This window comes from Vibrio sp. ER1A (assembly GCF_000733315.1).
In the GTDB taxonomy this organism is placed as follows: domain Bacteria; phylum Pseudomonadota; class Gammaproteobacteria; order Enterobacterales; family Vibrionaceae; genus Vibrio; species Vibrio mediterranei.
In genome coordinates this window covers 214,909-240,258 of sequence record NZ_JPJA01000092.1, presented here as the reverse complement: position 1 = coordinate 240,258, position 25,350 = coordinate 214,909, and the positions used below count along the sequence as shown (strand labels likewise).

Sequence of the window (25,350 nt, the reverse complement as noted above, 5' to 3'; positions counted from 1 at the left end):
TTGAGCTCACAAAACAAACGATAAGCAGTAGCGCCATTTTCATCGAGAAGTGGCGTTTTTTTACATTTACAGACCTGTTTTTTTATCCAGTATTTCTTTGCACAAACTTCACACTATGTAATACTTGTCACACTACGTATTACATGAGTGGCAACAATGGATAAGATCGAAGTTAGGGGTGCTCGAACCCATAACCTAAAAAACGTCAATCTGACAATTCCTCGCGACAAACTGACCGTTATCACTGGCCTTTCGGGTTCAGGTAAGTCTTCACTCGCCTTTGATACTCTGTACGCAGAGGGGCAACGTCGTTATGTGGAATCCTTATCCGCTTATGCAAGACAGTTTTTATCCTTGATGGAAAAGCCTGATGTTGACCACATCGAAGGCTTGTCTCCAGCTATATCTATAGAGCAGAAATCCACCTCGCATAACCCTCGCTCAACTGTAGGTACCATTACAGAAGTCTATGACTACTTGCGCTTGCTGTATGCTCGAGTGGGCGAGCCACGCTGCCCAGAACACAAAACACCACTAGCCGCACAAACCGTTAGCCAAATGGTTGATAAGGTTCTAGAGCTACCAGAAGGCTCTAAAATGATGTTGCTAGCTCCAATTGTTAAGGAGCGTAAAGGTGAGCATGTTAAAACTCTAGAAAACCTCTCAGCTCAAGGTTTTATTCGCGCCCGTATCGACGGAGAAACCTGCGATCTTTCCGATCCGCCGACACTTGAGCTGCATAAAAAGCACACCATTGAGGTGGTTGTCGACCGCTTTAAAGTTCGAGATAACTTACAGCAGCGTCTTGCCGAATCTTTTGAAACCGCACTAGAACTCTCAGGAGGCATCGTCGGTGTCGCTTGGATGGATGAACCTGAAAAAGAGGACATCATCTTTTCTGCTAATTTCGCTTGCCCTTACTGTGGCTATAGCTTGCAAGAGCTTGAGCCTCGCCTGTTTTCGTTTAACAACCCTGCTGGGGCCTGCCACACGTGTGATGGTTTAGGAGTCCAACAATACTTCGATCCAGCCCGAGTAGTTATGGATGAAGAACTGAGCATTGCTGAAGGTGCGATTCGTGGTTGGGATCAGAAGAACTACTACTACTTCCAAATGCTGACCTCACTGGCCAAGCATTACGACTTTGATTTATACGCGCCCTTTAAATCTCTGCCGAAAAAGATCAAAGATGTGGTGCTCACAGGCTCAGGTCGTACAGAGGTAGAATTTAACTACGTTAACGATCGCGGTGATATCCGCGTGAAACGCCATCCATTTGAAGGGATCCTAAATACCCTTGAGCGCCGTTATCGTGATACTGAATCTAACTCAGTACGTGAAGATCTCGCGAAATATATCTCGACAAAATCCTGTGGTTCTTGTGGTGGTACTCGACTGCGTGAAGAAGCACGTAATGTCTTTATCGCTGATACCACATTGCCAGAAATCGTTGAAATGAGCATCAGTGGTGCCATGGACTTTTTCCGTTCATTAGAGCTTGAGGGGCAACGCGCCCAAATAGCAGAGAAAGTCATGAAAGAGATCAATGATCGTCTGCACTTCCTCGTTAATGTAGGCCTTAACTACTTAAACCTGTCACGCAGTGCCGAAACACTTTCAGGCGGGGAAGCGCAGCGTATCCGCTTGGCAAGTCAAATTGGTGCAGGTCTAGTCGGGGTAATGTACGTTCTTGATGAGCCTTCTATTGGTCTCCACCAGCGCGACAATGAACGTCTTCTTAATACGCTAACGCATTTAAGAGATCTAGGTAACACCGTATTGGTTGTTGAACACGACGAAGATGCTATCCGAACGGCAGACCACGTCATTGATATTGGCCCTGGCGCAGGCGTTCATGGTGGTTCTGTAGTAGCTGAAGGTACTATTGAAGACATTATCCAATCAGAAGAATCACTAACCGGTCAGTACCTAAGCGGGAAACGAGAAATCGCGATTCCTCAACAGCGTACGCCAATGGATGCCAAGAAGGTGGTGAAGCTGCAAGGTGCAACAGGCAATAATCTTAAAAATGTCGATTTAACTATTCCAGTTGGTCTATTTAGCTGTATTACTGGTGTTTCCGGTTCAGGTAAATCCACCCTGATTAATGATACCTTCTTTAAGATAGCGCACACTCAGCTCAATGGAGCAACAACTGCCGAACCATCCCCTTATAAGAAGATTGAAGGTTTAGAGCATTTCGATAAAGTGATCGATATTGACCAAAGTCCAATAGGTCGTACACCCCGCTCTAACCCTGCTACTTATACTGGTATCTTCACCCCCATTCGCGAACTGTTTGCAGGCACTCAAGAGTCACGCTCTCGTGGCTACAAACCAGGTCGCTTTAGCTTCAATGTTCGCGGCGGCCGCTGTGAGGCATGTCAAGGTGACGGCGTTATCAAGGTAGAAATGCACTTTTTACCTGATGTATACGTGCCATGTGACGTATGTAAAGGGAAGCGTTATAACCGTGAAACGTTAGAAGTTCGCTACAAGGGTAAGACCATTGATGAAGTGCTACAAATGACTGTAGAAGATGCTCGTGAGTTCTTCGATCCGGTTCCTGTAATTGCTAGAAAACTACAAACCCTAATGGACGTAGGTCTTTCGTACATTCGTCTCGGTCAAGCTGCGACAACACTTTCAGGTGGTGAAGCTCAGCGGGTTAAACTGGCTAGAGAACTCTCTAAACGTGATACGGGTAAAACGCTCTATATTTTAGATGAGCCAACAACAGGTCTGCATTTCCACGATATCGAGCTGCTCTTGTCCGTTCTGCACCGTCTTCGTGACCATGGCAATACCGTCGTGGTTATCGAGCACAATCTTGATGTCATTAAAACTTCTGACTGGATCATCGATTTAGGACCAGAAGGTGGACAGGGAGGAGGAGAAATTATCGCTCAAGGGACCCCAGAAAATGTGTCTCAAGTCGAAGGTTCTCACACAGCACGCTTCCTAAAACCTATGCTAAAAGGTTAAATTAGGGCATCTTAGAAGAGTGACGTATGGTTACGTCACTCTCTTTCTTGTTCATTAACTAGTAGCAAGCATGGCAATTATTCATACCAACGGTACAGAACTGGCTGAAAATCGAGTTCGTCCCCCGCTCAATCGAAAGTTCATGGCCGCTATGGCGATGCTTTATCTCATCGCGACACATGTTTTCTGGCCAAATCCAGGCGGCTTGGGGCTTGCACTCACCTTCAATAACACAGCGTGGATTGCATTTAGCGTCGCTTTAGCTATTGGGCTTTATCAACTCGGTAGCAACCAAGTATTGCGTTATAGCAAACTTACTATTGGTTTGTTGCTCTCTTGTATTCTGTTAAGTGTTCCACTGTTCTACAGCAAACCCGACATGGTTTCCGTCGCTCCTCGATTTATTGCTCTGTGGAGTGGCATGTTGTTGTTCATTGTTTTGCAGCAATTTCGCTTCACCAATAAGCAGAAACAACGGTTTTTGTGGTTGGTTGTCCTAGCGGCTCTGATTGAGTCTGCGATTGGCTATGGCCAATATTTCTTGCTGTCCGATGATAATTTCATGGGATATAACGTAATCATTAACCGCCCTTATGGGATCTTCCAACAGCCTAATGTGATGGCTAGCTTTCTCGCCACCGCTCTGGTTCTGTCTGGTTATCTGCTCGCACGTCAACGACATAAATATAACTGGCATATCAGCGATGTCTCCATCTTATATTTAACACCCGTTATTACCTTACCTCTAATTGTCGTTTTAGGCTCAAGAACAGGCTGGCTAGGTGCACTAATCGGAACATTGCTGCTTATCCCTTATCTATATCGACACTCAACTAGGAAGCGCTTTCGAGGCTGGTCTTTTGCTAGTTTAGCCGGCGTAGCATTAGGACTTTTGCTTGGATTTGGCAACAGCAGTAGCCAAAATCTTATCGAACAAAAAGCCAGCTTTACCGACATTCGTACAACGATTTACAGCCAGTCCATAGATATGCTGATCGAGAAGCCATTTACTGGCTATGGATTGGGAAAGTTTGAAGCGGAGTACATGGTGTATACGGCTCGACAGCACCAGCTCAACAACAATTTTGCTGCTGGCGTACCTGCTCTGGATCACCCACATAACGAATTGTTGTTTTGGGGGATTGAGGGGGGATTGCTGCCGATTCTTGGCATTTTGCTCGCGGCTCTTTTCATCCTAAGCCGAATTTACACCGCTAAACCCGGGACACGCTTGGCTATATTCGCTCTATTCTTACCCATTGTGCTGCACAGTCAAACGGAGTATCCGTTTTATCATTCACTGATACACTGGATTACCTTTATCATCCTGATTTATTGGGTAGACCAACGTACGCCTCGATTAAAACAAGCTTCGTTATCCGGTGTAACTAAGACACTGACGAGAGTGATGTCTCTATTGATACCAATTTTGGTCATCACCTATATGGTTGCGTCTTTGCATACTAATTATGTGTTAACTAAGTTTGAAAAATCTGACCCAGTCGATGTCACCATCTTAGAGCAAGTCAGTAACCCTATGGCATGGCAAGATCGTTATGACTGGGATGTCTATAGCACTTACCTAAAGCTCGGGTTACGCACTGGTGATAAAACGCTAATTCAACCTTATATTGACTGGTCTGTGGATATTATCCGTCACAAGCCACGTCCTGCTTTTTATCGTAATCTGATAACGGCTTACCAAGGGATGGGAGATACGAGTAAAGCTCAGCAAGTAAAAACCGAAGCAGAATATCTATTCCCTTATCAGCAGTTTGAGCTAGTTGCTATCGAGCCATTACAGGCGAAGCCTCCCAAAGTCTCTGCAGCAAACTAAATATACTCAATGACAATGAAAATGGGACGCTACCTAGCGTCCCGTTTTTTATCCGCCCCATTCATACAAGGCAGGAATATCAATGATATCGTTATCAAAGCGAATGGTAATGAACTGAGGCTCTATAGCTAGCAACTGGATATTATTCAGCCTATCCCCTTCTTTTAACTCTTGACCATTGATTTTAACCCAACGTCGCTGAGCATCAGACGAATACATATGAGTTTGTAGATTCAATGCAGGCAGACGTCCACGATAACGAGCTTGATTATCTTCCAGAGCAATATGATCTGAATTACTTGGTACTAAAGTAGGTTCTGTCTTATTGATGGCAGACGCGACTTTGCGAGCAATCTCAGGGTCTAAACCACTCAGATCTAAGTTCTCTAAATCAAAAGACTGTTCTGAAGCCGTGTTGGTATCTGGCACAACATCAATAGGTGAACTAGCACTCGTCGTGTTTACAACTTGAGTGACCTGAGTCGTAGCAACGGGCACGCTGACTTGTGGCAACGGTTTAAGCTGCGAAAAATCAGGGTATGCCAAAATAGAGTATGATTCGCTTGGTTTCTGTGGGTCCTCCAGTGCACTCTGAGAGGCTATTGCACCGACAGAAACGAGCACTAAACTACTCCAGATTAGAGACTTCATAGTGACCCCTCTTGGTTCTGCTTGGCTTCGATGGAAGGTGGGTTATTCTGGGTTAACAGCTCCAATTTACGCAGCGTATTGCGCCCAGCTATGCCATCAACATCAATATTCTGCCAACGCTGAAAGACTTCCACTTTACGTTTTAGTGCTTCGTCGAAAATATCGCTACCAGAAGGTGTACCTCCAAGCACTTTTGACAATTTTTCATCCAATAACCGAACTTGCGCTCCCTGTTGATTCAATCGGAGCGTGGTTTGCAGTTCACGTTGCCAAATAGAGTAGTATTCACCAGTCCATAACTGCTCAAGCCATGACTTCGGCAAAGAGATACGTTGCTGACCATTCAGCACTTGCACTTGGTCGTCTGAAACTTGATACAGCACCACATAACTTTGTCGTCCATCCAAATACAAAGACATCACAACAGGCAGATTCTGTTGCTCTATCTGAGACAAGGTACCTAAATACTTTTGGCACTCAAAACTACTGCTCGGTGACTCTTCGCACATGCCATCAAGTACACCTGCTTTGTAGCCCCAAACCGCATAAAGCTCTTGAATCGCAGATATTTTATCTTTTCGTTTAAACAGATCTTGCAGTAGCTCTTTAGGATAAGCTTCTGCAACATTGTTAACGGGTAACATCACTTCTTGGGAAGAAGTATTTGAGGTACTGACTGGCTCAGCAACTTGCTGTTGGTTTGATAATGATGACAACCACGCTAATCCTTCGGCACCTTTCCAGTACAGTCCCCCAGCAACTGCAATGCCTAGTAGCGCAGGCATTGCATAAGTCGACAATAACTCTGACAAACCACCACCTGTGTTTTGCACCGAATGTCCCACACCAGGAGCTTGGAACGAAAGAATATCTTCACAAGCTTTATGAGCCAAAGACTTAGATACTTTTTTCTCTCCTGAGTGATAAGCATACTGTAACGCTTTATCTCCGATGAGATTAATCAAACGCGGAATGCCCTGACTGGCGTTATTTATGGCAGCCACAGCCCCCTTCGAAAACAGTGAAATGTCACCGCCAGCCGTCGACAAGCGAAACTCTATATATTGGCGAGTCTCCCCTTCCGTAAGCGGCAATAGGTGATAGCGTCCGGTGATTCGTTGGGCCAATTGGCGTAATTGGGTTGTGCGCAGTTTGTCTTGTAACTCAGGTTGACCAATCAACAAAACTTTCAGTAACTTATGATCATCCGTTTCAAGGTTAGTCAACAGTCGCAACTGCTCGAGAACTTCCGCAGAGAGATGCTGCGCTTCATCGATCACAAGTAGCGTATTAATACCTTGTTGATCATTATCGATTAAATATTGGTAAATGGCTTGGCTGAGCTGTTTTAAGGAAGCCCTTTCAGGGTAACTAAGTGAAAACTCGTCGCAGATAGCTTCAAGCAGATCTTGGCTCGAAAACGTAGGATTTAGGATCAATCCAGATGCCGTTTTATCATCCAGTGACGCTAACATGGCTTTGGCTACGGTGGTTTTTCCTGTCCCCACTTCTCCCGTTAACATGGCGAATCCACCACCTTGGCCAAGACCAGCTTGAAGGTGCTGCATTGCTTCTCGATGTCGCTGACTCAAGAATAAATAACGAGAGCTCGGTACTATTGAAAATGGCACCTCGTAAAAACCAAAATAATCCTTATACATCCATTCAACCTTACAATATCAGTCAAAGCAAAGTACCATTGAGCTAGATGAATGCCAACGGCTAAGTACGAAAAAGGGGAGCCAATTTGCAAGTCTATCTTGTTGGGGGCGCAGTACGCGACCAATTGCTTAAACTTGAGGTCTATGACAAAGATTGGGTCGTGGTTGGCGCAACACCAGAACAAATGTTGGCTGACGGCTTTCAAGCTGTAGGCAAGGAATTTCCTGTCTTCTTGCATCCTAAGTCGAAACAGGAACACGCTCTCGCTCGCACTGAACGCAAAGCTGGCAAAGGCTATACCGGTTTCGAATGCTTTTCATCGCCAGATGTTACTCTAGAACAGGACTTAATGCGCCGCGATCTTACCATTAACGCCATGGCACAGGACGATTCAGGACGTATTATTGATCCTTACAACGGACAGCAAGACATAAAAAATAAAGTGTTACGTCATGTCTCACCGGCATTCGTTGAAGATCCACTTAGGGTGCTGCGAGTCGCTCGTTTCGCGGCCAAGCTTGCTCACCTCGGATTTACTGTCGCTCAAGAAACCATGGATCTAATGAAATCAATCGTTAACGATGGGGAATTGCAGCACTTAACCGCCGAGCGAGTGTGGCAAGAGTGGCACAAATCACTGACAACTCGTCATCCTGAGGTGTTTTTAGATGTACTTCGTTCCTGCGGTGCGCTTGCAGTTGTTTTGCCAGAGTTAGACGCACTGTTTGGTGTTCCACAACCTGAAAAGTGGCATCCTGAGATCGATACGGGCATACACACGCTGATGGTTGCACAGCAAGCTGCATTGCTAAGCACATCGCCAATCGTCCGTTTTGCCGCTCAAGTTCATGACCTCGGAAAAGCTCTAACGCCTCCAGAAGAGTGGCCAAGCCATAAGCTTCATACACACACTGGACAAAAAGCTATAAAGTCTCTTTGTAGTCGCGTACGTGTACCTAATGAGTACCGTGATTTAGCTGTTGCGGTTTGCGCTCAGCACTCCAACGTTCATCGTGCGGCCGAGCTAAGGCCGGCAACCTTCATTAAGATTTTTGGCCAACTCGATGTGTGGCGTAAACCCGAAAAATTACAGCAAGTCTTGGTGTGCTGTGAGGCCGATCATAAAGGACGAAAAGGATTGGAGAGAGCCCCGTATCCACAAGCCGAACGTTTCATGCAAGCTTACCAAGCGGCAATCAGTGTGGAAGTGCAAGACATCATAGCAGATGGTTTTAAAGGACAAGCAATTAAAGAAGAACTTGATAAGCGTCGTGTTAAAGCCGTAGAACAAAGCCTAAGCCCTAAGGCTTAGGCTTTGTCGTCTTAGCTCATCAGTAGAAACGCAAATAGGCCCACACCTAAAATTAGTCGATAGATCACAAATGGTGTCATACCCATTCTTGAGATCAATTTTAGGAAGAAGTGAATACAAATGTAGGCGCTAATAAAAGACACGATGATGCCAGTTAGTAGGAAACCAACATGAATGGGCTCAGAGCCTGTCACCAGTTTTAGACCAAGATAAGCACCAGCCAGAGTGATAATTGGGATAGACATCAGAAACGAGAAACGCGCTGCCGCTTCGCGAGTAAATCCGAGATACAACGCCGCCGTGATGGTCGCACCAGAGCGAGAAGTACCAGGTATGATCGCCAAAGCTTGTGCTAAGCCAATAAATAACGCTTTCTTCCAACCCGCTTGGTATTCATCGTCTGCTAACTTGGAGTTTTTGTCTACCCACCAAAGCAGCAAACCAAACACGATTGTCGTTGTCGCAATCACATAAGCACTGCGCAAATACAGTTCCACGATGTCCTTCATCAGCAAACCAAAGATACACGCAGGAATAGTTGCAAGGACAATCATCCAAGCCAACTTAGCCTCTTTACTGCGCTCTCCTTTGAAAATAGAGCCGAATAGCGCGCCAAATAAGGTAACCACTTCCTTGCGGAAATAGATAACCACCGCAGCTAACGTACCCACGTGTACTGCCACATCAAAGGCTAAACCTTGGTCTTCCCATCCTAAAACCGCTGAAGGTAAAATCAGGTGAGCCGAACTTGAAATAGGTAAAAACTCAGTAAGTCCCTGAATTAGAGCCAATATAAAGGCTTCAAAATAACTCATTATTAACTACCAACTAAAATTGAAAATCGATTCTTCTTAAAGCCACAGGAGCTGGAATCGCCGCTAAGATCTGACAGAGTGTGCGCTCATCATTTGGAATGACCAAATCTGGAGCAAGATCATACAGAGGTTGTGTGACAAATGAATATTTAAAAATGTCTTCACGTGGAACAAGCGGCTTTTTTTGTGAGATTTCATTTCCAAACAACAGGATATCGAGATCTATGGTGCGATTTTGAAACTTAGCCGCGTCAATATCTCGCCCCCACTTTACTTCGATCTCTTTCAAAGCAGCACTAAACTCAACCAAGTTCAGCGATGTATCTAAACGAACCACCATGTTGTAGAAATCATTACCTGAGAAACCAAAAGATTCACAAGCATACACCGGTGACATTTTTAAGTTACTAGCGATGAGCGATAGCTCTTGGCACGCAGCGCGAATGTGTTTTTCACGATCCACATTAGAGCCCACACCAATAAAGGCAGTAATCATGCCTCGCCTCTTTCGATGACAACACCAACACTTTTGGCTTGTGGTACTGCACCCGGTTTCGCTAAACGAATTCTCACCCAAGGCACTGAAAATTGAGTTTGAATTAACTCAGCAATTTCTTCAGCAACTCTTTCTACCAGCAGAAAACGACCGTTTTCAATATGATTGAGTACGGCTTCGCTCACCTTTGAGTAATCTAATGCATCAATGACATCGTCGCTTTTTCCAGCTGGAGCATTGTCGTGAGCCATCTCAATATCTAATATAAGCTTTTGTTTTATTTCTTGTTCCCAGTCATAAACACCAATAGTAGTAATGACTTCAAGCTGTTCTATAAATACTTTATCCAATGCCATGATTTGTCCTTTATTAGAGGTCGGATACCCATTTGTTGGGAAAAAACGTACTATTTTCGATATGATATCAGTCCCCTTAGATAATTTCTTGCGAAAAGGTGCCTAATGACCCCGTTAGCGTTTGCTATGATCATCGCAGCTTACTTACTTGGTTCAGTCTCAAGTGCAGTGCTGATCTGTCGTTTGCTGCGATTACCCGATCCAAGAACAGTAGGCTCAAATAACCCAGGCGCTACCAATGTGCTTCGTATCGGAGGCAAAGGGGCGGCGGTAGGTGTACTATTGTGCGATATGCTCAAAGGTACAATTCCGGTTTGGAGTGGCTACTATCTGGGGATAGACCCTGTCATTCTTGGTGTCATTGCGATTGCTGCGTGTCTTGGGCACATGTACCCTATTTTCTTTCACTTCAAAGGCGGAAAAGGAGTCGCGACCGCACTTGGCGCGATTGCACCTATCGGCTGGGATCTCACCGGACTTATCACTGGCACTTGGTTACTGGTTGCTGTGATCTTTCGTTATTCGTCCTTAGCGGCCATAGTCACGGTTTTGCTTGCACCAGTTTACACTTGGATGGCAAGACCACTCTTTACGCTTCCTGTTGCTATGTTGAGCTGTCTTATTTTACTGAGGCATCACCAAAACATTCGCCGATTGTTTGATGGAAGTGAACCCAAACTTGGTAAGAAAAAAATCTCGTAGTTGGCAGCTAACCAAATAGCAAAAAGCGGCGCCAATTGGCACCGCTAAACACTATTTGAGCGTGGAGAGTTATCACTGTTGGCTATGCTGAGCTAAGAACTCTGTCAGCATGGCAGTCACGTATTCTGGCTGCTCTAAATTACTGATATGACCAGCTTCTGGAATCACATTGATCGCACTGCCAGAAATCAGATCATTCATCAAATACGATTCAAGTACTGGTCGTGGCTTATCTTCTGCTCCGACTGCGACTAGAGCAGGTAGCGCGAATTTCTCAATTTCATCGCACAAATCACGTCGACCGAAGACCATACGACCAATCCGTGCAACTTCAACCGCTCTGTCACCGCTCAATGCAGACAAATTAGTTTCAAAACCATCAACAAGCTCAGCATTAACCTGTTTGGCATTATTGGCAAAGAACAGTGGCACCACTGCTTCAACAATCGGTGCTGGCACGGCTTTAAGCTCGGTGATCGTTGCTAGCATGGCGAAATATTTAGCATGAGCAACTTCAGGCTCTAGACCTACAAACGTGTCCATAAGGACTAAGCTCTTGACTCTCGCTGGTGCTAATGCGGTTAGCTCTGCGCCCCACATCCCTCCAACGGACAAACCAACGATAGAAAACTCATCAATTTCAAGCTTATCCATTAACGCCAAGAGATGTTGCGCGTAATCTTTAAGATTCGACATCGAAGTTGGCGCTGCCTCTGACTCGCCATGTGCCCAAAGGTCTGGAACAATGCAGCGATAGTGTTGGCTTAGCGCTTCTACTTGCGGTTGCCACATCGCACTGTCCCACAAATAGCTGTGACCAAAAAGAACTACTGGTCCTTGACCCACATCTTGATATGCCATGGTTTGGTCATCAACCTTGAATTGTTTCATATTCGTTCATTCCCTATGTTTTTTAACAGGTTAACACAGATGGTAAGTCACAGACTTTCGCTATTTTGTTAAAATATGTCGTTAAAAAAGGCCACCTAAGTGACCTTTTCTTTACGCTTTAATCGGCTTTAGTTGGTCAATTGGCCAACGTGGCGTAGCCTCTACTGAGAGCTCAGCGGCTTCACCATTTTTCAGTCGCTGCATACCAGCATAAGCTATCATGGCACCATTATCGGTACAAAATTCAGTACGAGGATAATAGACTTCGCCTCCAATTTTGTTTGCGAGGGTTTCAAGCTCTTGACGCAAGAATTTGTTAGCACTCACTCCACCGGCAATAACAATGCGCTTCATACCAGTTTGTTTTAGAGCACGCTTGCATTTAATTGCCAGTGTATCGCACACCGCTTCTTGGAATGCATAAGCGATATCTGCACGGGTTTGTTCGCTATCATCATTGGCCGCGATTGTATTCGCAGCAAAAGTCTTCAAACCAGAGAAACTCATATCCAAACCTGGACGATCCGTCATTGGACGCGGGAACTTAAATCGACCCGGTGTGCCTTTGTCAGCTAATTTAGACAACAAAGGTCCGCCTGGATAATCCAACCCCATCAATTTAGCGGTTTTATCAAAGGCTTCACCCGCAGCATCGTCAATAGACTCACCAAGGATCTGATATTCACCAATGCCTTTTACTTCAACGATCATACTGTGGCCACCAGAGACCAAAAGCGCAATAAATGGAAATGGCGGTGGGTTGTCCTCTAACATTGGGGCAAGCAGGTGACCTTCCATATGATGTACAGGAATAGCCGGAACTCCCCAAGCGTACGCCATGCTTCGACCAATCGTAGTACCCACTAACAGTGCACCAACCAGACCCGGACCGGCGGTATACGCGACACCATCAATATCTTTTGGCGTTAAATTCGCTTCCGCTAATGCAGCTTTGATCAACGGGATCGTTTTTTTTACATGATCACGAGATGCCAGTTCAGGAACCACACCACCATAATCGGCGTGCAGTTTCACTTGGCTATATAGTTGATGCGAAAGCAACCCTTTCTCATCGTCATAGATTGCGATGCCAGTTTCATCACAAGAGGTTTCAATACCTAAAATGCGCATATTGTTCTCGACATATTTCGAAATTGGCGCAATATTACCTCGTCATTGGCTCTCAAACAAATTTTGTACAAGAGATAGACGACAAAGTACTTTACAAAGCCCATCTGATCGGATTAAAATTCCGCACCATTTTTGATCTAGCTGGTTTATCGCTTAGAACTAAGAACTTCGATAGGAACGTCTTAGACCTAACAAACAAGCGCCAGCATTAATGAATAGTTAACCCCTGAGGTGAAAGGCATATGCCAGTAGTTAAAGTACGTGAAAACGAACCGTTCGACGTTGCACTACGTCGTTTCAAGCGCTCTTGCGAAAAAGCAGGTATCCTTTCTGAAGTGCGTCGTCGTGAGCACTATGAAAAACCAACTACAGTTCGCAAACGCGCTAAAGCAGCAGCTCAAAAGCGTCACGCTAAGAAGCTAGCTCGCGAAAACGCTCGTCGCGTTCGCCTGTACTAATAACTAGGTCCAATAGGATTTAAGTTATGGCTCTGATTGATAAACTCAAAGACGAGCAAAAACTAGCGATGAAAGCCAAGGACAAACCGCGCCTTGGCACTATTCGTTTAGCTTTAGCCGCCATTAAGCAACGTGAAGTTGACGAACAGATTACTCTGGGCGAAGACGACATTCTTGCTGTGCTGACTAAAATGGTTAAACAACGTCGCGACTCTGTTACGCAATTTGAAGCAGCTGGTCGTCAAGACCTTGCTGAAGCTGAGCAAGCTGAAATTGCCGTACTTGAGGACTTTATGCCTCAACCGCTGACTGACGAGGAAGTATCTGCACTGATTGAAAGTGCGATTACCGAATCTGGTGCTGCGGGCATGCAAGACATGGGTAAGGTAATGGGTGTGCTTAAGCCACAAATTCAAGGCCGTGCAGATATGGGTAAAGTAAGTGGTCTAGTTCGCGCTAAACTCGCTTAATCTCCCAATCAAATTGCAGCAAGCCGTGCTATCCTTTGGAACGCACGGCTTGTTTGTATCTCACTCTCGTAAAAAGGTTTTATGGCAGGAATTATCCCTCGTAGCTTTATTGATGATCTGTTGGCTCGTCTCGATATAGTCGACATCATTGATGCGCGCGTAAAACTGAAAAAACAAGGCAAGAACTACGGTGCTTGCTGCCCTTTCCATAACGAGAAAACACCGTCATTTAGTGTTAGCCAAGAGAAACAGTTCTATCATTGTTTTGGCTGTGGTGTACACGGTAATGCGATTGATTTTCTTATGGAATATGAACGCCTTGAGTTCGTTGAGGCGATCGAAGAGCTGGCCGCTTCACTTGGGTTAGATGTCCCTCGTGAACAACGTAATGGCAGCTCAGGCAATTTTTCCAAAGGGCCTACAGCCAATAGTGAGCAGAAACGATCTTTATATGATCTCATGGGTACTATCGGACAGTACTACCGAGATCAGCTTAAAGTTTCATCAAATAAAGCCGCTATAGAGTACTTAAAGGGTCGTGGACTCTCTGGAGAAATTGTCCAAAAGTTTGGCATTGGTTACGTGCCTGACGAGTGGGACAGTGTTCGAAAGAACTTCGGTCAACAGAAAGCTACCCAAGACATGTTGGTGTCCGGCGGTATGCTAATTGAGAACGACAAAGGTAACCGATACGACCGATTTAGAGGACGTATCATGTTCCCAATCCGCGATAGGCGCGGAAGAGTAATTGGGTTTGGCGGACGCGTTCTTGGCAACGACACGCCTAAGTATCTCAACTCACCCGAAACACCGATTTTCCATAAAGGTAAAGAGCTGTACGGCCTTTATGAAGTGTTGCAGGCGTATAGAGAGCCTCCACAAGTCTTGGTTGTTGAAGGCTATATGGACGTGGTTGCCTTAGCTCAATACGGTGTTGATTACTCCGTCGCCTCACTCGGCACATCGACCACAGGCGAGCACCTTCAGGTCTTGTTTCGTCAAACAAGCACCGTGGTGTGCTGTTACGACGGTGACCGAGCGGGACGAGATGCAGCATGGCGCGCCATGGAAAATGCTTTGCCGTATCTAAACGATGGCCGACAACTAAAATTTATGTTTTTGCCGGATGGCGAGGATCCCGATTCCTTCATTCGTCAAAACGGTAAAGAGGCATTTGAAACTGAAGTACAAAATGCAATGCCTCTCTCTGACTTTATGTTCTCCTCGCTAATGCAGCAGGTAGATAGTCGAACAAAAGAAGGCATGGCGAAGCTTAGTACGCTAGCCGTTCCACTCATCGATAAAGTGCCAGGTGGAACCCTGCGTCTATACTTGAGAGAACTTCTCGGACGCAAACTTGGGCTTGTTGATGAAAGGCAGCTTCAGCAACTAATTGACCGCCAAGGCCAACAAGAAACGCGAGCTCAGCCTCATAAAGAGATTAAACGCACACCAATGCGTGAAGTGATAGCTCTCCTTTTGCAAAATCCGAGCTATGCTGAAATGGTACCTGACCTCTCAACGGTAAGAGATTTATCATTACCGGGGTTGAATTTATTCGTGGAAGTGGTTGATAAATGTCAAGCGCATCCCCATATGACTACAGGCCAGTTATTAGAACAATGGCGTGGTGGCAACAATGAGGCACTTCTGTCTCGTCTCGCAAGTTGGGTTATTCCACTTGACGACGACAATCAAGAAGACGTATTTATCGATTCATTGGACAAGATATTGTCTCAGTGCATCGAAAAACAAATTGAAAACCTGCAGGCCAAAGAAAGAAGTGTCGGCTTATCAGTCGAAGAAAAACGGGAGCTGCTAGCCTTGATGCTAGACTTAAAAGCGTAACCCAATTCAGTTAGTCAGCAATGAATAAATTTGTTAATATTAGTGGTTTGCATTTCGCATACTAAAATTCCTTCACCAGATCTTAAGTTGGATATCGTCTATGGACCAAAATCCGCAGTCACAGCTAAAATTACTTGTCATTAAGGGCAAGGAACAAGGCTATCTGACCTACGCAGAAGTAAATGACCACCTACCTGAAGAAATCGTCGATTCTGAACAGGTAGAAGATATTATTCAGATGATTAATGACATGGGTATTAAGGTAGTAGAAACTGCTCCTGATGCTGATGACCTTGCTCTGAATGATGACAACAACATCACTGATGAAGATGCTGCCGAAGCTGCTGCTGCAGCGCTTTCAAGTGTAGAAAGTGAAATCGGCCGTACAACTGACCCAGTGCGCATGTACATGCGTGAAATGGGTACCGTTGAGCTATTGACTCGCGAAGGCGAGATCGACATTGCGAAACGTATTGAAGACGGTATCAACCAAGTTCAAAGCTCTGTAGCTGAATACCCAGGCACTATCCCTTATATTCTTGAACAGTTTGACAAGGTTCAAGCTGAAGAGCTTCGCCTTACCGACGTAATCACAGGCTTCGTCGATCCAAACGAAGAAGAAACGACAGCGCCAACGGCGACTCACATCGGTTCTGAGCTTTCTGAAGCAGATCTGGAAGACGAAGACGACGAAGACGCTGATGAAGATGACGATAGTGAGGAAGAGGAAGAAGATACAGGTATCGACCCTGAACTTGCTCTAGAGAAGTTCACAGCGCTTCGCAATAGCTATCAAGACCTTCAACTGGTTATCAACGAATATGGTTACGACAGCCCACAGGTGGCTAAGTCACATGAGTTGGTCCAAGAAGTCTTTAAAGAATTCCGTCTGACACCAAAACAATTTGATCACCTAGTGAACGAATTGCGCACTTCTATGGATCGTGTACGTACTCAAGAGCGTCTGATCATGCGTCAAGCTGTTGAATACGGCAAGATGCCTAAGAAGTCTTTCATTGCCGTCTTTACTGGTAATGAGTCAAGTGATGCTTGGCTAGATGAAGTACTTGCTTCTGACAAGCCTTACGCAGAGAAAATCAAACGTTACGAAGATGACATTCGTCGTTCGATTCAAAAACTGGACATCATTGAAGAAGAAACATCGCTTTCTGTTCAAAACATCAAAGACATCAGCCGTCGTATGTCTATCGGTGAAGCGAAAGCTCGTCGTGCGAAGAAAGAGATGGTTGAAGCGAACTTACGTCTCGTAATTTCGATTGCTAAAAAGTACACCAACCGCGGTCTACAGTTCTTGGATCTTATCCAAGAAGGTAACATCGGTCTAATGAAAGCAGTAGATAAGTTTGAATATCGCCGTGGTTATAAGTTCTCAACTTATGCGACATGGTGGATCCGTCAGGCAATCACTCGCTCTATCGCAGACCAAGCGCGTACAATCCGTATTCCAGTGCATATGATCGAAACGATCAACAAGCTGAACCGTATTTCTCGCCAAATGCTTCAAGAAATGGGCCGTGAGCCTCTTCCAGAAGAATTGGCAGAACGTATGCAAATGCCGGAAGATAAGATTCGTAAAGTACTAAAAATCGCTAAAGAGCCTATCTCTATGGAGACACCAATTGGTGACGACGAAGATTCGCATCTAGGTGATTTCATTGAGGATACTACTCTAGAGCTGCCTGTTGATTCTGCAACAATGACTAGCCTACGAGTGGCAACTAAAGACGTGCTAGCAGGTCTTACTCCTCGTGAAGCAAAAGTATTACGCATGCGTTTCGGTATCGATATGAACACTGACCATACTCTAGAAGAAGTGGGTAAGCAGTTTGACGTAACGCGTGAGCGTATCCGTCAGATTGAAGCGAAAGCACTACGTAAACTGCGTCACCCAAGCCGCTCAGAGACCCTGCGCAGCTTCCTTGACGAGTAATTCGTAAGCAATTTAGCAAAAAGGTGAGCACTAGCTCACCTTTTTTGTTTTATGCGGTTTAAGTGATTAAAAAGCAAGCGCAATTACCCCTTATTGCGTCTAGACACCCAGCGTCCCTTCCCCTATAATCATCCACCTATCGGCCCCTTAGCTCAGTGGTTAGAGCAGTCGACTCATAATCGATTGGTCCGCAGTTCAAGTCTGCGAGGGGCCACCAAATTTAGAGAAGGCGCATGGAGAAATCCATGCGCCTTTTTCGTTTTTCAGTCGTACTAAACAATTACTACTAGCACTCAATACGCTAAGCGAGTAACGTTATCAAATGAGCATCGAAACCCTGCTAGTTAATATATCGTTACATAACTTCACCAGTTAACGCTTTACACTTGCTTCTTGGCGTTGAACACTGCCTTGCAACGTGTAGTTAGCAGTCAATAAAGTAGAGTCTGAAAGATATTATGAATAACACGACGGCTAAAAAGTCGAATCCCCTATTTGAAATCCTATTTAACGTTTTCATCCCGTCCTTCATTTTGATGAAATTCAGCGGTGATGAACACCTAGGGACGACCATGGCGTTGGTTGTCGCTTTACTCTTCCCTATCGTGTATGGCGGCATGGACCTAATCCGCAACAATAAGTTTAACTTTATCGCTGCGCTAGGCTTCGTGAGCGTCCTATTGACTGGTGGTATAGGCCTATTAGAGCTAGACACGCGCTGGTTGGCCTTTAAAGAAGCCCTAATTCCTGGCCTGATCGGTTTAGCGGTACTAGGCTCAACGTTTACTCGTTACCCATTCATGCAAAAGATGATTTTGAATGACAGCGTGTTTAATCTGTCATTAATCAAACAACGCTTGAATGAGAATGGTAATACCGAAGGTTTCGAACGTTGCTTAGTCTCGTCAAACTACTTATTTGCGAGTACTTTTGCCTTTTCCTCAGCGATGAACTACTTCTTAGCGACGTGGATTGTTACCAGCCCAGCAGGAACACCTGCATTTAACGAGGAGCTTGGTAAGCTCACACTATATAGCTACCCTATAATCGCTATTCCAAGTATGTTGATGATGGTTGGCATCTTCTACTACCTGTGGCGCCAAATCAGACAAATGACGTCATTAGAAACCGAGCAGATCTTCCATAGCGAATAATTCTCCAACGCCTGAGAGTCTTTTTTCTCTCAGGCACATTTACACAGACTTTCCCTCACATACAGAAGCAGTCCTCTGCTGTTCGAAAATTCTCTTTGTTGGTGTTACTTAAGTCTCCAGTGACCACGTAAATCTAAAGCATCTGTTGAGCAGAACACTTAATTTTCTCGTCGTAAATTAAGTATCAAGAAACATATTAATCGAATCTATTTGAGTGGATTCGTCGCGATAAGGGCGGCCGAAAAAATGGATTATTCATCAATTTGCGATAGTAATCACAACAAATAGCCCACTCAATTTTCCATCAAAAATTAACGTCTAAATTCACCTAGTGATCACAGTCACAGCTAATCTAAAACCAAACCCAAGGCCATATAAATAAAGACTCACCTAGTTTGTAACCACTAACAAACCATATTACTACCACTTAAAAACGTGATATTTACCCACCACTTAACCTGTTTAAAAAACACTCACAACTATCGGTTTTTGACGTTTTTGACGTTTTTGACGTGTCAAAATACTATTTTGACGTTTTTAACGGGAACAGTAATTGATAAATTATCTTTTAAGGTGTTTTCTTAATAACGCCTAAGGCCTACAGGCCACTCTTTAGGACACATATTAAGAGGTAGGCTTTAGCACAATGTGAGGAAGGTAGGCTTACCTTCCAGTGAAACAAAAGCAAATAGTAAGGAATAGCTATGCTTGCGCATATTAAAAAAACAGCACTAGCGACAGCAATTATCGCAACCTCAGTAACAGGCTTTAGCTCTGTTACCGTCGCAGCGGAACGCAGCGAACTGACCATCCACCCGAAAGAGTTCAACACTTTTGTACGCAACTTTAACCCTTATCTGGGTGCGACCAACCTACACACTACGACAGATTTCCTATTCGAACCTTTAGTTGTTTTCAACGAAATGCACGGCAACAAACCAGTATTCCGTTTGGCTGAAGGCTTCAAAATGTCTGATGACCTAAAAACAGTGACCTTTGATATCCGCAAAGGCGTGAAATGGTCTGACGGTGAAACATTCGACGCCGATGATGTTCTATTCTCATTCAATCTAGTGCAGAAAAATCCAGCACTAGACCAAAGCGGCATCAACTCTTGGGTAGAGAAAGTTGAAAAGCTGAATGACTACCAAGTGAAGTTCTATCTAACAGAAGCAAACTCTAACGTCCCATACGAGATTGTTAAAGTGCCAGTGGTTCCTGAGCACGTGTGGAAAGACGTTAAAGACCCAACGACCTTCACTAACGAAAATCCTGTAGGTTCTGGTCCATTTACTGAGATCGATACATTCACTCCACAGCTATACGTTCAATGTCGTAATCCTAACTACTGGGACAACGACAACCTAGAGGTTGATTGTCTGCGTGTTCCACAAATTGCTAACAACGACCAGTTCCTAGGCAAAGTTGTTAACTCAGAAATGGATTGGACATCATCGTTCATTCCTGACATCGACCGCACTTATGCTGCCGCTTCTCCAAACCATCAATACTGGTATCCACCAGCGGGTACACAAGCATTTGTTGTTAACTTCAAAAACCATGATGCTGCGAAAAAAGAAGCTCTTACTAACGTCGACTTCCGTCGTGCATTCTCAATGGCTCTTGACCGTCAAACTATCATCGACATCGCCTTCTATGGCGGCGGTACTGTGAATGACTTCGCTTCTGGCCTTGGCTACGCATTCGCCACTTGGTCTGACGAAGCGATTCACAATAAATACAAAGGCTACAACAGCTACGATGTTGACGGTGCAAAAGCATTGCTAGAAAAAGCAGGCTTTAAAGATGTGAATGGCGATGGCTTTGTAGACACTCCATCAGGTAAATCATTTGAGCTCTTTATCCAATCACCTAACGGCTGGACAGATTTTAACAACACGGTTCAACTTGCTGTAGAGCAACTAGCTGAAGCGGGCATCAAAGCCAAAGCTCGTACGCCTGATTTCTCTGTTTATAATCAAGCAATGTTAGAAGGTAACTACGACGTCGCTTATACCAACTACTTCCACGGTGCAGATCCATACACGTATTGGAACTCTGGTTATAACTCTACGCTTCAAGCTGGTGACGGTATGCCTCGCTTTGCAATGCACTTCTACAAGAATGCTGAGCTAGATAACTTGCTAAATAGCTTCTACAAGACGGCAGATAAAGATGAGCAGCTAGAAATTGCTCATGGCATCCAGAAGATCATTGCTCAAGACCAAGTCACTATTCCAGTGATGTCAGGTGCTTATATGTACCAATACAACACCACTCGTTTTGCGGGTTGGTGGAATGAGCAAAATCCTAAAGGTCGTCCAAATATCTGGGCAGGTATTCCAGAGCGTCTACTACACGTACTGGACCTAAAACCAGTTAAGTAAACACAAACTAAAAGCGGTACATCCGTGCCGCTTTCTTCCCCTTTCTATGTCTATTTGATGTTTGGCGCTCGTCGTCAGGGGATTGCTCGTCTCTAATTTGGAGGCGGCGTAGCCAGCAAAGGAAAAGCTGGGTAATTAAGGTGTGAGTTATGGGTTATTTTTTAAGACGTTTGTCATTATATGCAGTAGCACTATTAGTTGCGGCTACTATCAACTTTATTATTCCAAGGGCGATGCCGGGCGATCCGGTCACTATGATGTTCGCTCATACAACGGTGCAAATTACACCAGAGCGTATTGCAGCAATGAGAGAGCTGCTGGGCTTTGTTGACGGTAATTTATTCGTTCAATATCTAACGTACATGAAGAACATTTTAAGTTGGGAGCTTGGTGTTTCGGTTCAGTTCTTCCCATTAACCGTCAGTGAGCTGTTAGGCGGCGCATTCGGTTGGTCACTGTTTCTGGCGGGCACCGCTGTCGTGATGTCTTTCTCTATCGGCTCGGTTCTTGGTATTTTCGCAGCTTGGAAGCGCGGTTCTCGTTTCGACACATTCGTTACTCCTGGAATGCTCATTATTCAGGCGATTCCACCTGTGGTTATTGCCATGTTAGCTATGTTCATCTTTGCGATAGGCCTGAAATGGTTTCCTACGGGCTATGCGTATACCCCAGGCACCATTCCTGAATGGACAAGCTGGGCATTTATCAAAGATATGCTTTATCACGCAGCGCTTCCCCTATTCTGCGCCACAATCATTCAAATCGGCGGCTTTCTAGTGAACATGCGTAACAACATGATCAACTTGTTGGGAGAAGACTACATCACCATGGCTCGCGGTAAGGGCTTAAGTGAAAACCGCGTGGTATTCAACTACGCAGCGCGTAATGCGCTCCTACCAAGTGTCACTGCGCTTTCTATGGCGTTGGGTATGGCGATAGGTGGTCAGTTAATCGTCGAAATCATCTTCAACTATCCGGGACTTGGCAGTGTCATGCTGAATGCAATTCATGCTCGTGACTATCAAGTACTGCAAGGACAACTTCTTATTATGACGCTCTTTATGCTGTTCTTTAACTTAGCTGCAGACATGTTGTATGTCGTGCTAGACCCACGTCTACGCAAAGGAGGAAAATAGTCATGAAAGGTTTTCTCTCTTTAGTTTGGCGCAACACCACTGCGCGTATCGGACTTATCATCATCGGCTTATTTATGTTTGTGGCCATTGCCGCACCTCTAGTCACCAAACATGCACCAGACAAGCGTACGGGTAACCCTCACGAATACCCATCAGCGGTGGTTAAGTTAGCACAAGCTAACCCAGACGGCTGGGTAGCGCAAAATCTAGCGGATGATCGTAGAACGTTACTCATGTCGAAAAAGGCAGATCATGTATTGGGAACCACGCGGATGGGGCGTGATGTATGGTCTCAAGTAGCTTACGGCGCTCGCGTATCACTGATGGTGGGTTTTAGTGCTGGCCTAATCGTATGCGTGTTAGCCACGGTAATCGGAATTTCCGCGGGTTACTTTGGCGGCCGTGTTGACAGTGTACTGACCTCGGCAATGAACATCATGCTGGTGATTCCGCCCTGGCCTCTTCTCTTTGTTGTTGCCGCTTTCGTTGGTGAGGCGGGGCCAATGACCATCGCAGTCGTTATTGCCTCCATCTCTTGGGCATGGGGAGCAAGGGTTATTCGTGCACAAACCTTATCACTTCGAGAAAAAGAGTTCGTAAAAGCGGCTGAAGTACTTGGTGAATCACGACTACGCATCATTTTTGTTGAGCTGCTACCAAACCTAATCTCAATTGTTGGTGCAAGTTTCATCGGCTCAGTGTCTTACGCCATCTTGATGGAAGCCATTATCTCTTTCTTGGGAATGGGCGATCCAAACACCATCAGCTGGGGCATCATGCTTTATAACGTTCAAACTTCCTCAGCCATGCTGATTGGCGCATGGTGGGAAATTCTAGCTCCATGTATCGCGTTGACTCTTCTTGTTACCGGCTTAGCACTGCTTAACTTTGCCGTTGATGAAATTGCCAACCCGCAACTTCGTTCTCACAAAGGCCTTAAACGCTGGAAGAAAATCGCAGAACAAGACAAACAGGAACGCGAAGTACAAGTCGCGCCACAAAATGCACTTTGGAGCGGAGATCGTTAATCATGTCAGAACCACTAATTTCAGTCCGCAATTTGTGCGTAGATTACATCACTGAGGCAGGCGATGTTCGAGCGTGCAACAATGTTAGTTTCGATATCGGTAAAGGCGAAGTGTTTGGTCTTGCAGGAGAATCTGGTTGTGGCAAATCAACCGTTGCCTTCTCACTAATGCGCTTGCACAAGCCACCCGCGTTTATTTCAGGTGGAGAAGTGATCTTCAATGGCGAAGATATCCTTCAATACAGTGATGATCGTATGCAAACCTTCCGCTGGAGCCAAATGTCTATGGTATTCCAAAGCGCCATGAATGCTCTGAACCCTGTACTTACCATGGAAGAGCAGTTCTGTGACGTTATTATGCGCCATACCAATATGACTCGTGAACAGGCCGTAAGACGTGCTCAAGGCTTATTGGAGATTGTTGATATTCATCCGAGCCGTCTAAACGACTACCCGCACCAGTTTTCTGGTGGTATGCGCCAGCGCTTAGTGATTGCGATTGCTCTCGCCCTCAACCCGAAAATGATCATCATGGATGAGCCAACCACTGCGCTTGATGTGGTTGTACAGCGTGAGATTCTGCAAAAGATCTATGCCCTCAAAGAGGAGTTTGGATTTTCGATCTTGTTCATCACCCACGACATTTCACTTATGGTGGAGTTCTCAGATCGCATTGGGATCATGTATTCCGGTGAGCTTATTGAAGTTGCCCCTTCACAACAGATTTTAGATTCACCCTACCACCCGTACACAAAAGGGCTGGGAAGTTCATTCCCTCCTTTAACAGGTCCTAAAACCAAGTTAACGGGCATTCCAGGTAATCCACTAAACCTATTGGAGATTCCACAAGGCTGCCGCTTCCAAGCACGGTGCGATCGCGTTCATGAAACATGTACTCGCGTACCAACGAAGTTACGCCAAATTGAGCCGAACCGTTTTTCTAACTGCCACTTATATGGCGACACCATCGCTGTATCGCAAGAGTTGTCATAAGCAACCAGCAACAAACTGAGCAAGTTATACAAGGAATTTCTGGAGAAACATTATGAGCAACTATGGTGAACTGCTGATTGAAGGCAAAAATGTTGTCAAAGATTTCGCAATAAACAGTAATACGCTAAAACAACCAATGATGCGTGCTATCAATGACGTCTCATTCAAAATGTACAAAAGTCGCGGTCTTGCGGTGGTTGGTGAGTCAGGCTCTGGCAAATCAACAACGGCAAAAATGATCGCCAAAATGTATGCCCCAAGTGGTGGTGAAATTAAATATCGCGGCCGAGATATTCAAGAGATCAAAGCGCGCAGCGAGTTGATGAAATACCGCGAAGGCGTACAGATGGTATGGCAAGATCCGTTCGGTTCATTAAACCCAACACACACGATCTTTCATCATATTGCGCGTCCACTGCTGATCCATAACAAGGTGTCGAAAAGCAACAAAAAAGAGCTAGAAGAGCGAGTGTACGATCTGCTCGATCAAGTGGGCTTAATTCCACCTAAAGAAACCGCAGCCAAATACCCTCACCAGCTTTCAGGTGGCCAAAGGCAGCGTGTCAACTTGGCAAGGAATATTGCGGTTGGAGCAGAAGTTGTCCTGGCTGATGAGCCAACTTCTATGCTCGATGTCTCGATTCGCGCTGGCGTTCTCAACCTGATGGAAGAGATGAAGTTTGAGAAACAAATGTCATTGCTTTACATCACTCACGATATCGCAACCGCTCGCTATATCGCGGAAGATATCTCGGTGATGTACGTCGGCCATATGGTGGAATGGGGCGATACCGATGAGGTCATCGCCAACCCTCAACATCCCTACACCCAACTTCTTGTTTCTGCGGTACCGGATCCGAAAAAATCTATTCATGAGAAGTTGGAAGGTAATAAAGGCGAGATTCCACTCTGGACACCAGCCTCCGTTGGTTGCCCATTTGCGGGTCGATGCAAACACGCAACCAGTAAATGTACGGAAGCCTTGCCGCCAGTGACCAAACTCGCCGACAACCATTTTGTACGTTGTTATCTCTACGAAAACTAATTAAACGCTCCTGTAATGGGAGCGCTTCTTCTCGACAGGTGAA

General features: G+C 45.2%; 21 protein-coding genes and 1 tRNA gene. 15 read left to right on the top strand and 7 right to left on the bottom strand.

Features of this window, described 5'->3' with window-relative positions:
- The first annotated feature begins 156 nt into the window (after positions 1–156).
- On the top strand, positions 157–2,985 hold the full coding sequence (uvrA, locus tag HW45_RS19660; RefSeq protein WP_038229114.1) for an excinuclease ABC subunit UvrA: 2,829 nt from the start codon (positions 157–159) through the stop codon (positions 2,983–2,985).
- A 70-nt stretch (positions 2,986–3,055) separates the two neighbouring features.
- Complete coding sequence (locus tag HW45_RS19655; protein ID WP_038229113.1) at positions 3,056–4,822, top strand: PglL family O-oligosaccharyltransferase; 1,767 nt, start codon at positions 3,056–3,058, stop codon at positions 4,820–4,822.
- Positions 4,823–4,870: 48 nt separating this feature from the next.
- On the opposite strand, the gene HW45_RS28450 is transcribed toward HW45_RS19655, so the two are convergent.
- Both HW45_RS28450 and HW45_RS19645 read right to left on the bottom strand, forming a co-directional pair.
- Positions 4,871–5,473, bottom strand: a complete 603-nt coding sequence (locus tag HW45_RS28450) for a general secretion pathway protein GspB (RefSeq protein WP_051868235.1) — start codon at positions 5,471–5,473, stop codon at positions 4,871–4,873.
- The gene (locus tag HW45_RS19645; protein ID WP_038229111.1) at positions 5,470–7,134 is read right to left on the bottom strand and encodes an ExeA family protein; all 1,665 of its coding nucleotides are present in this window, start codon (positions 7,132–7,134) and stop codon (positions 5,470–5,472) included. Before HW45_RS19645 ends, HW45_RS28450 begins: the two co-directional genes overlap by 4 nt.
- 86 nt (positions 7,135–7,220) lie before the next feature.
- Between HW45_RS19645 and HW45_RS19640 the strand changes: the two genes are divergently transcribed.
- Positions 7,221–8,447: a multifunctional CCA addition/repair protein gene (locus tag HW45_RS19640; RefSeq protein WP_038229109.1), complete on the top strand. Its 1,227-nt coding sequence runs from the start codon at positions 7,221–7,223 to the stop codon at positions 8,445–8,447.
- A gap of 11 nt (positions 8,448–8,458) precedes the next feature.
- Here the strand turns inward: HW45_RS19640 and HW45_RS19635 are convergent, their stop codons facing one another.
- The 3 genes from HW45_RS19635 to folB are packed head-to-tail and all read right to left on the bottom strand — an operon-like array spanning position 8,459 to position 10,114.
- A complete protein-coding gene (locus HW45_RS19635) occupies positions 8,459–9,262 on the bottom strand; it encodes an undecaprenyl-diphosphate phosphatase (RefSeq protein WP_038229107.1) in 804 nt (267 codons plus the stop codon).
- A gap of 13 nt (positions 9,263–9,275) precedes the next feature.
- Positions 9,276–9,758, bottom strand: a complete 483-nt coding sequence (gene folK, locus HW45_RS19630) for a 2-amino-4-hydroxy-6-hydroxymethyldihydropteridine diphosphokinase (protein WP_038229104.1) — start codon at positions 9,756–9,758, stop codon at positions 9,276–9,278.
- On the bottom strand, positions 9,755–10,114 hold the full coding sequence (gene folB / locus HW45_RS19625; protein ID WP_038229103.1) for a dihydroneopterin aldolase: 360 nt from the start codon (positions 10,112–10,114) through the stop codon (positions 9,755–9,757). The genes folK and folB overlap by 4 nt, the downstream gene beginning before the upstream one ends.
- A gap of 105 nt (positions 10,115–10,219) precedes the next feature.
- Here folB and plsY point away from each other — a divergent pair, with 105 nt between their 5' ends.
- The gene (plsY, locus tag HW45_RS19620) at positions 10,220–10,816 is read left to right on the top strand and encodes a glycerol-3-phosphate 1-O-acyltransferase PlsY (protein ID WP_038229101.1); all 597 of its coding nucleotides are present in this window, start codon (positions 10,220–10,222) and stop codon (positions 10,814–10,816) included.
- Positions 10,817–10,888: 72 nt separating this feature from the next.
- Here the strand turns inward: plsY and HW45_RS19615 are convergent, their stop codons facing one another.
- The gene (locus tag HW45_RS19615; RefSeq protein ID WP_038229100.1) at positions 10,889–11,707 is read right to left on the bottom strand and encodes an alpha/beta fold hydrolase; all 819 of its coding nucleotides are present in this window, start codon (positions 11,705–11,707) and stop codon (positions 10,889–10,891) included.
- Between the two features lie 111 nt (positions 11,708–11,818).
- Positions 11,819–12,838, bottom strand: a complete 1,020-nt coding sequence (tsaD, locus tag HW45_RS19610) for a tRNA (adenosine(37)-N6)-threonylcarbamoyltransferase complex transferase subunit TsaD (protein WP_038229098.1) — start codon at positions 12,836–12,838, stop codon at positions 11,819–11,821.
- Positions 12,839–13,080: 242 nt separating this feature from the next.
- Here tsaD and rpsU point away from each other — a divergent pair, with 242 nt between their 5' ends.
- The 11 genes from rpsU (at position 13,081) to HW45_RS19555 (ending at position 25,307) form a co-directional block, all read left to right on the top strand.
- A complete protein-coding gene (gene rpsU, locus HW45_RS19605; RefSeq protein ID WP_001145625.1) occupies positions 13,081–13,296 on the top strand; it encodes a 30S ribosomal protein S21 in 216 nt (71 codons plus the stop codon).
- A 26-nt stretch (positions 13,297–13,322) separates the two neighbouring features.
- The gene (locus HW45_RS19600; RefSeq protein WP_006075067.1) at positions 13,323–13,766 is read left to right on the top strand and encodes a GatB/YqeY domain-containing protein; all 444 of its coding nucleotides are present in this window, start codon (positions 13,323–13,325) and stop codon (positions 13,764–13,766) included.
- An 81-nt stretch (positions 13,767–13,847) separates the two neighbouring features.
- Complete coding sequence (gene dnaG / locus HW45_RS19595; protein ID WP_038229096.1) at positions 13,848–15,614, top strand: DNA primase; 1,767 nt, start codon at positions 13,848–13,850, stop codon at positions 15,612–15,614.
- A 100-nt stretch (positions 15,615–15,714) separates the two neighbouring features.
- Entirely contained in the window at positions 15,715–17,565 is a 1,851-nt protein-coding gene (gene rpoD / locus HW45_RS19590; RefSeq protein ID WP_038229094.1) for an RNA polymerase sigma factor RpoD, read from the top strand.
- Positions 17,566–17,706: 141 nt separating this feature from the next.
- A tRNA-Ile gene (locus HW45_RS19585) sits at positions 17,707–17,782 on the top strand.
- A 241-nt stretch (positions 17,783–18,023) separates the two neighbouring features.
- Positions 18,024–18,719 (top strand): VC0807 family protein, encoded by a 696-nt coding sequence (locus HW45_RS19580; protein ID WP_038229093.1) that lies wholly within the window; start codon positions 18,024–18,026, stop codon positions 18,717–18,719.
- Between the two features lie 704 nt (positions 18,720–19,423).
- Positions 19,424–21,106, top strand: a complete 1,683-nt coding sequence (locus HW45_RS19575) for an ABC transporter substrate-binding protein (protein WP_038229092.1) — start codon at positions 19,424–19,426, stop codon at positions 21,104–21,106.
- Between the two features lie 149 nt (positions 21,107–21,255).
- Entirely contained in the window at positions 21,256–22,242 is a 987-nt protein-coding gene (locus tag HW45_RS19570) for an ABC transporter permease (protein ID WP_006075062.1), read from the top strand.
- Between the two features lie 2 nt (positions 22,243–22,244).
- A complete protein-coding gene (locus HW45_RS19565; RefSeq protein ID WP_006075061.1) occupies positions 22,245–23,270 on the top strand; it encodes an ABC transporter permease in 1,026 nt (341 codons plus the stop codon).
- Positions 23,271–23,272: 2 nt separating this feature from the next.
- The gene (locus tag HW45_RS19560) at positions 23,273–24,262 is read left to right on the top strand and encodes an ABC transporter ATP-binding protein (RefSeq protein ID WP_006075060.1); all 990 of its coding nucleotides are present in this window, start codon (positions 23,273–23,275) and stop codon (positions 24,260–24,262) included.
- Positions 24,263–24,314: 52 nt separating this feature from the next.
- Positions 24,315–25,307, top strand: a complete 993-nt coding sequence (locus HW45_RS19555) for an ABC transporter ATP-binding protein (protein ID WP_031494295.1) — start codon at positions 24,315–24,317, stop codon at positions 25,305–25,307.
- The last annotated feature ends 43 nt before the right edge of the window (positions 25,308–25,350 follow it).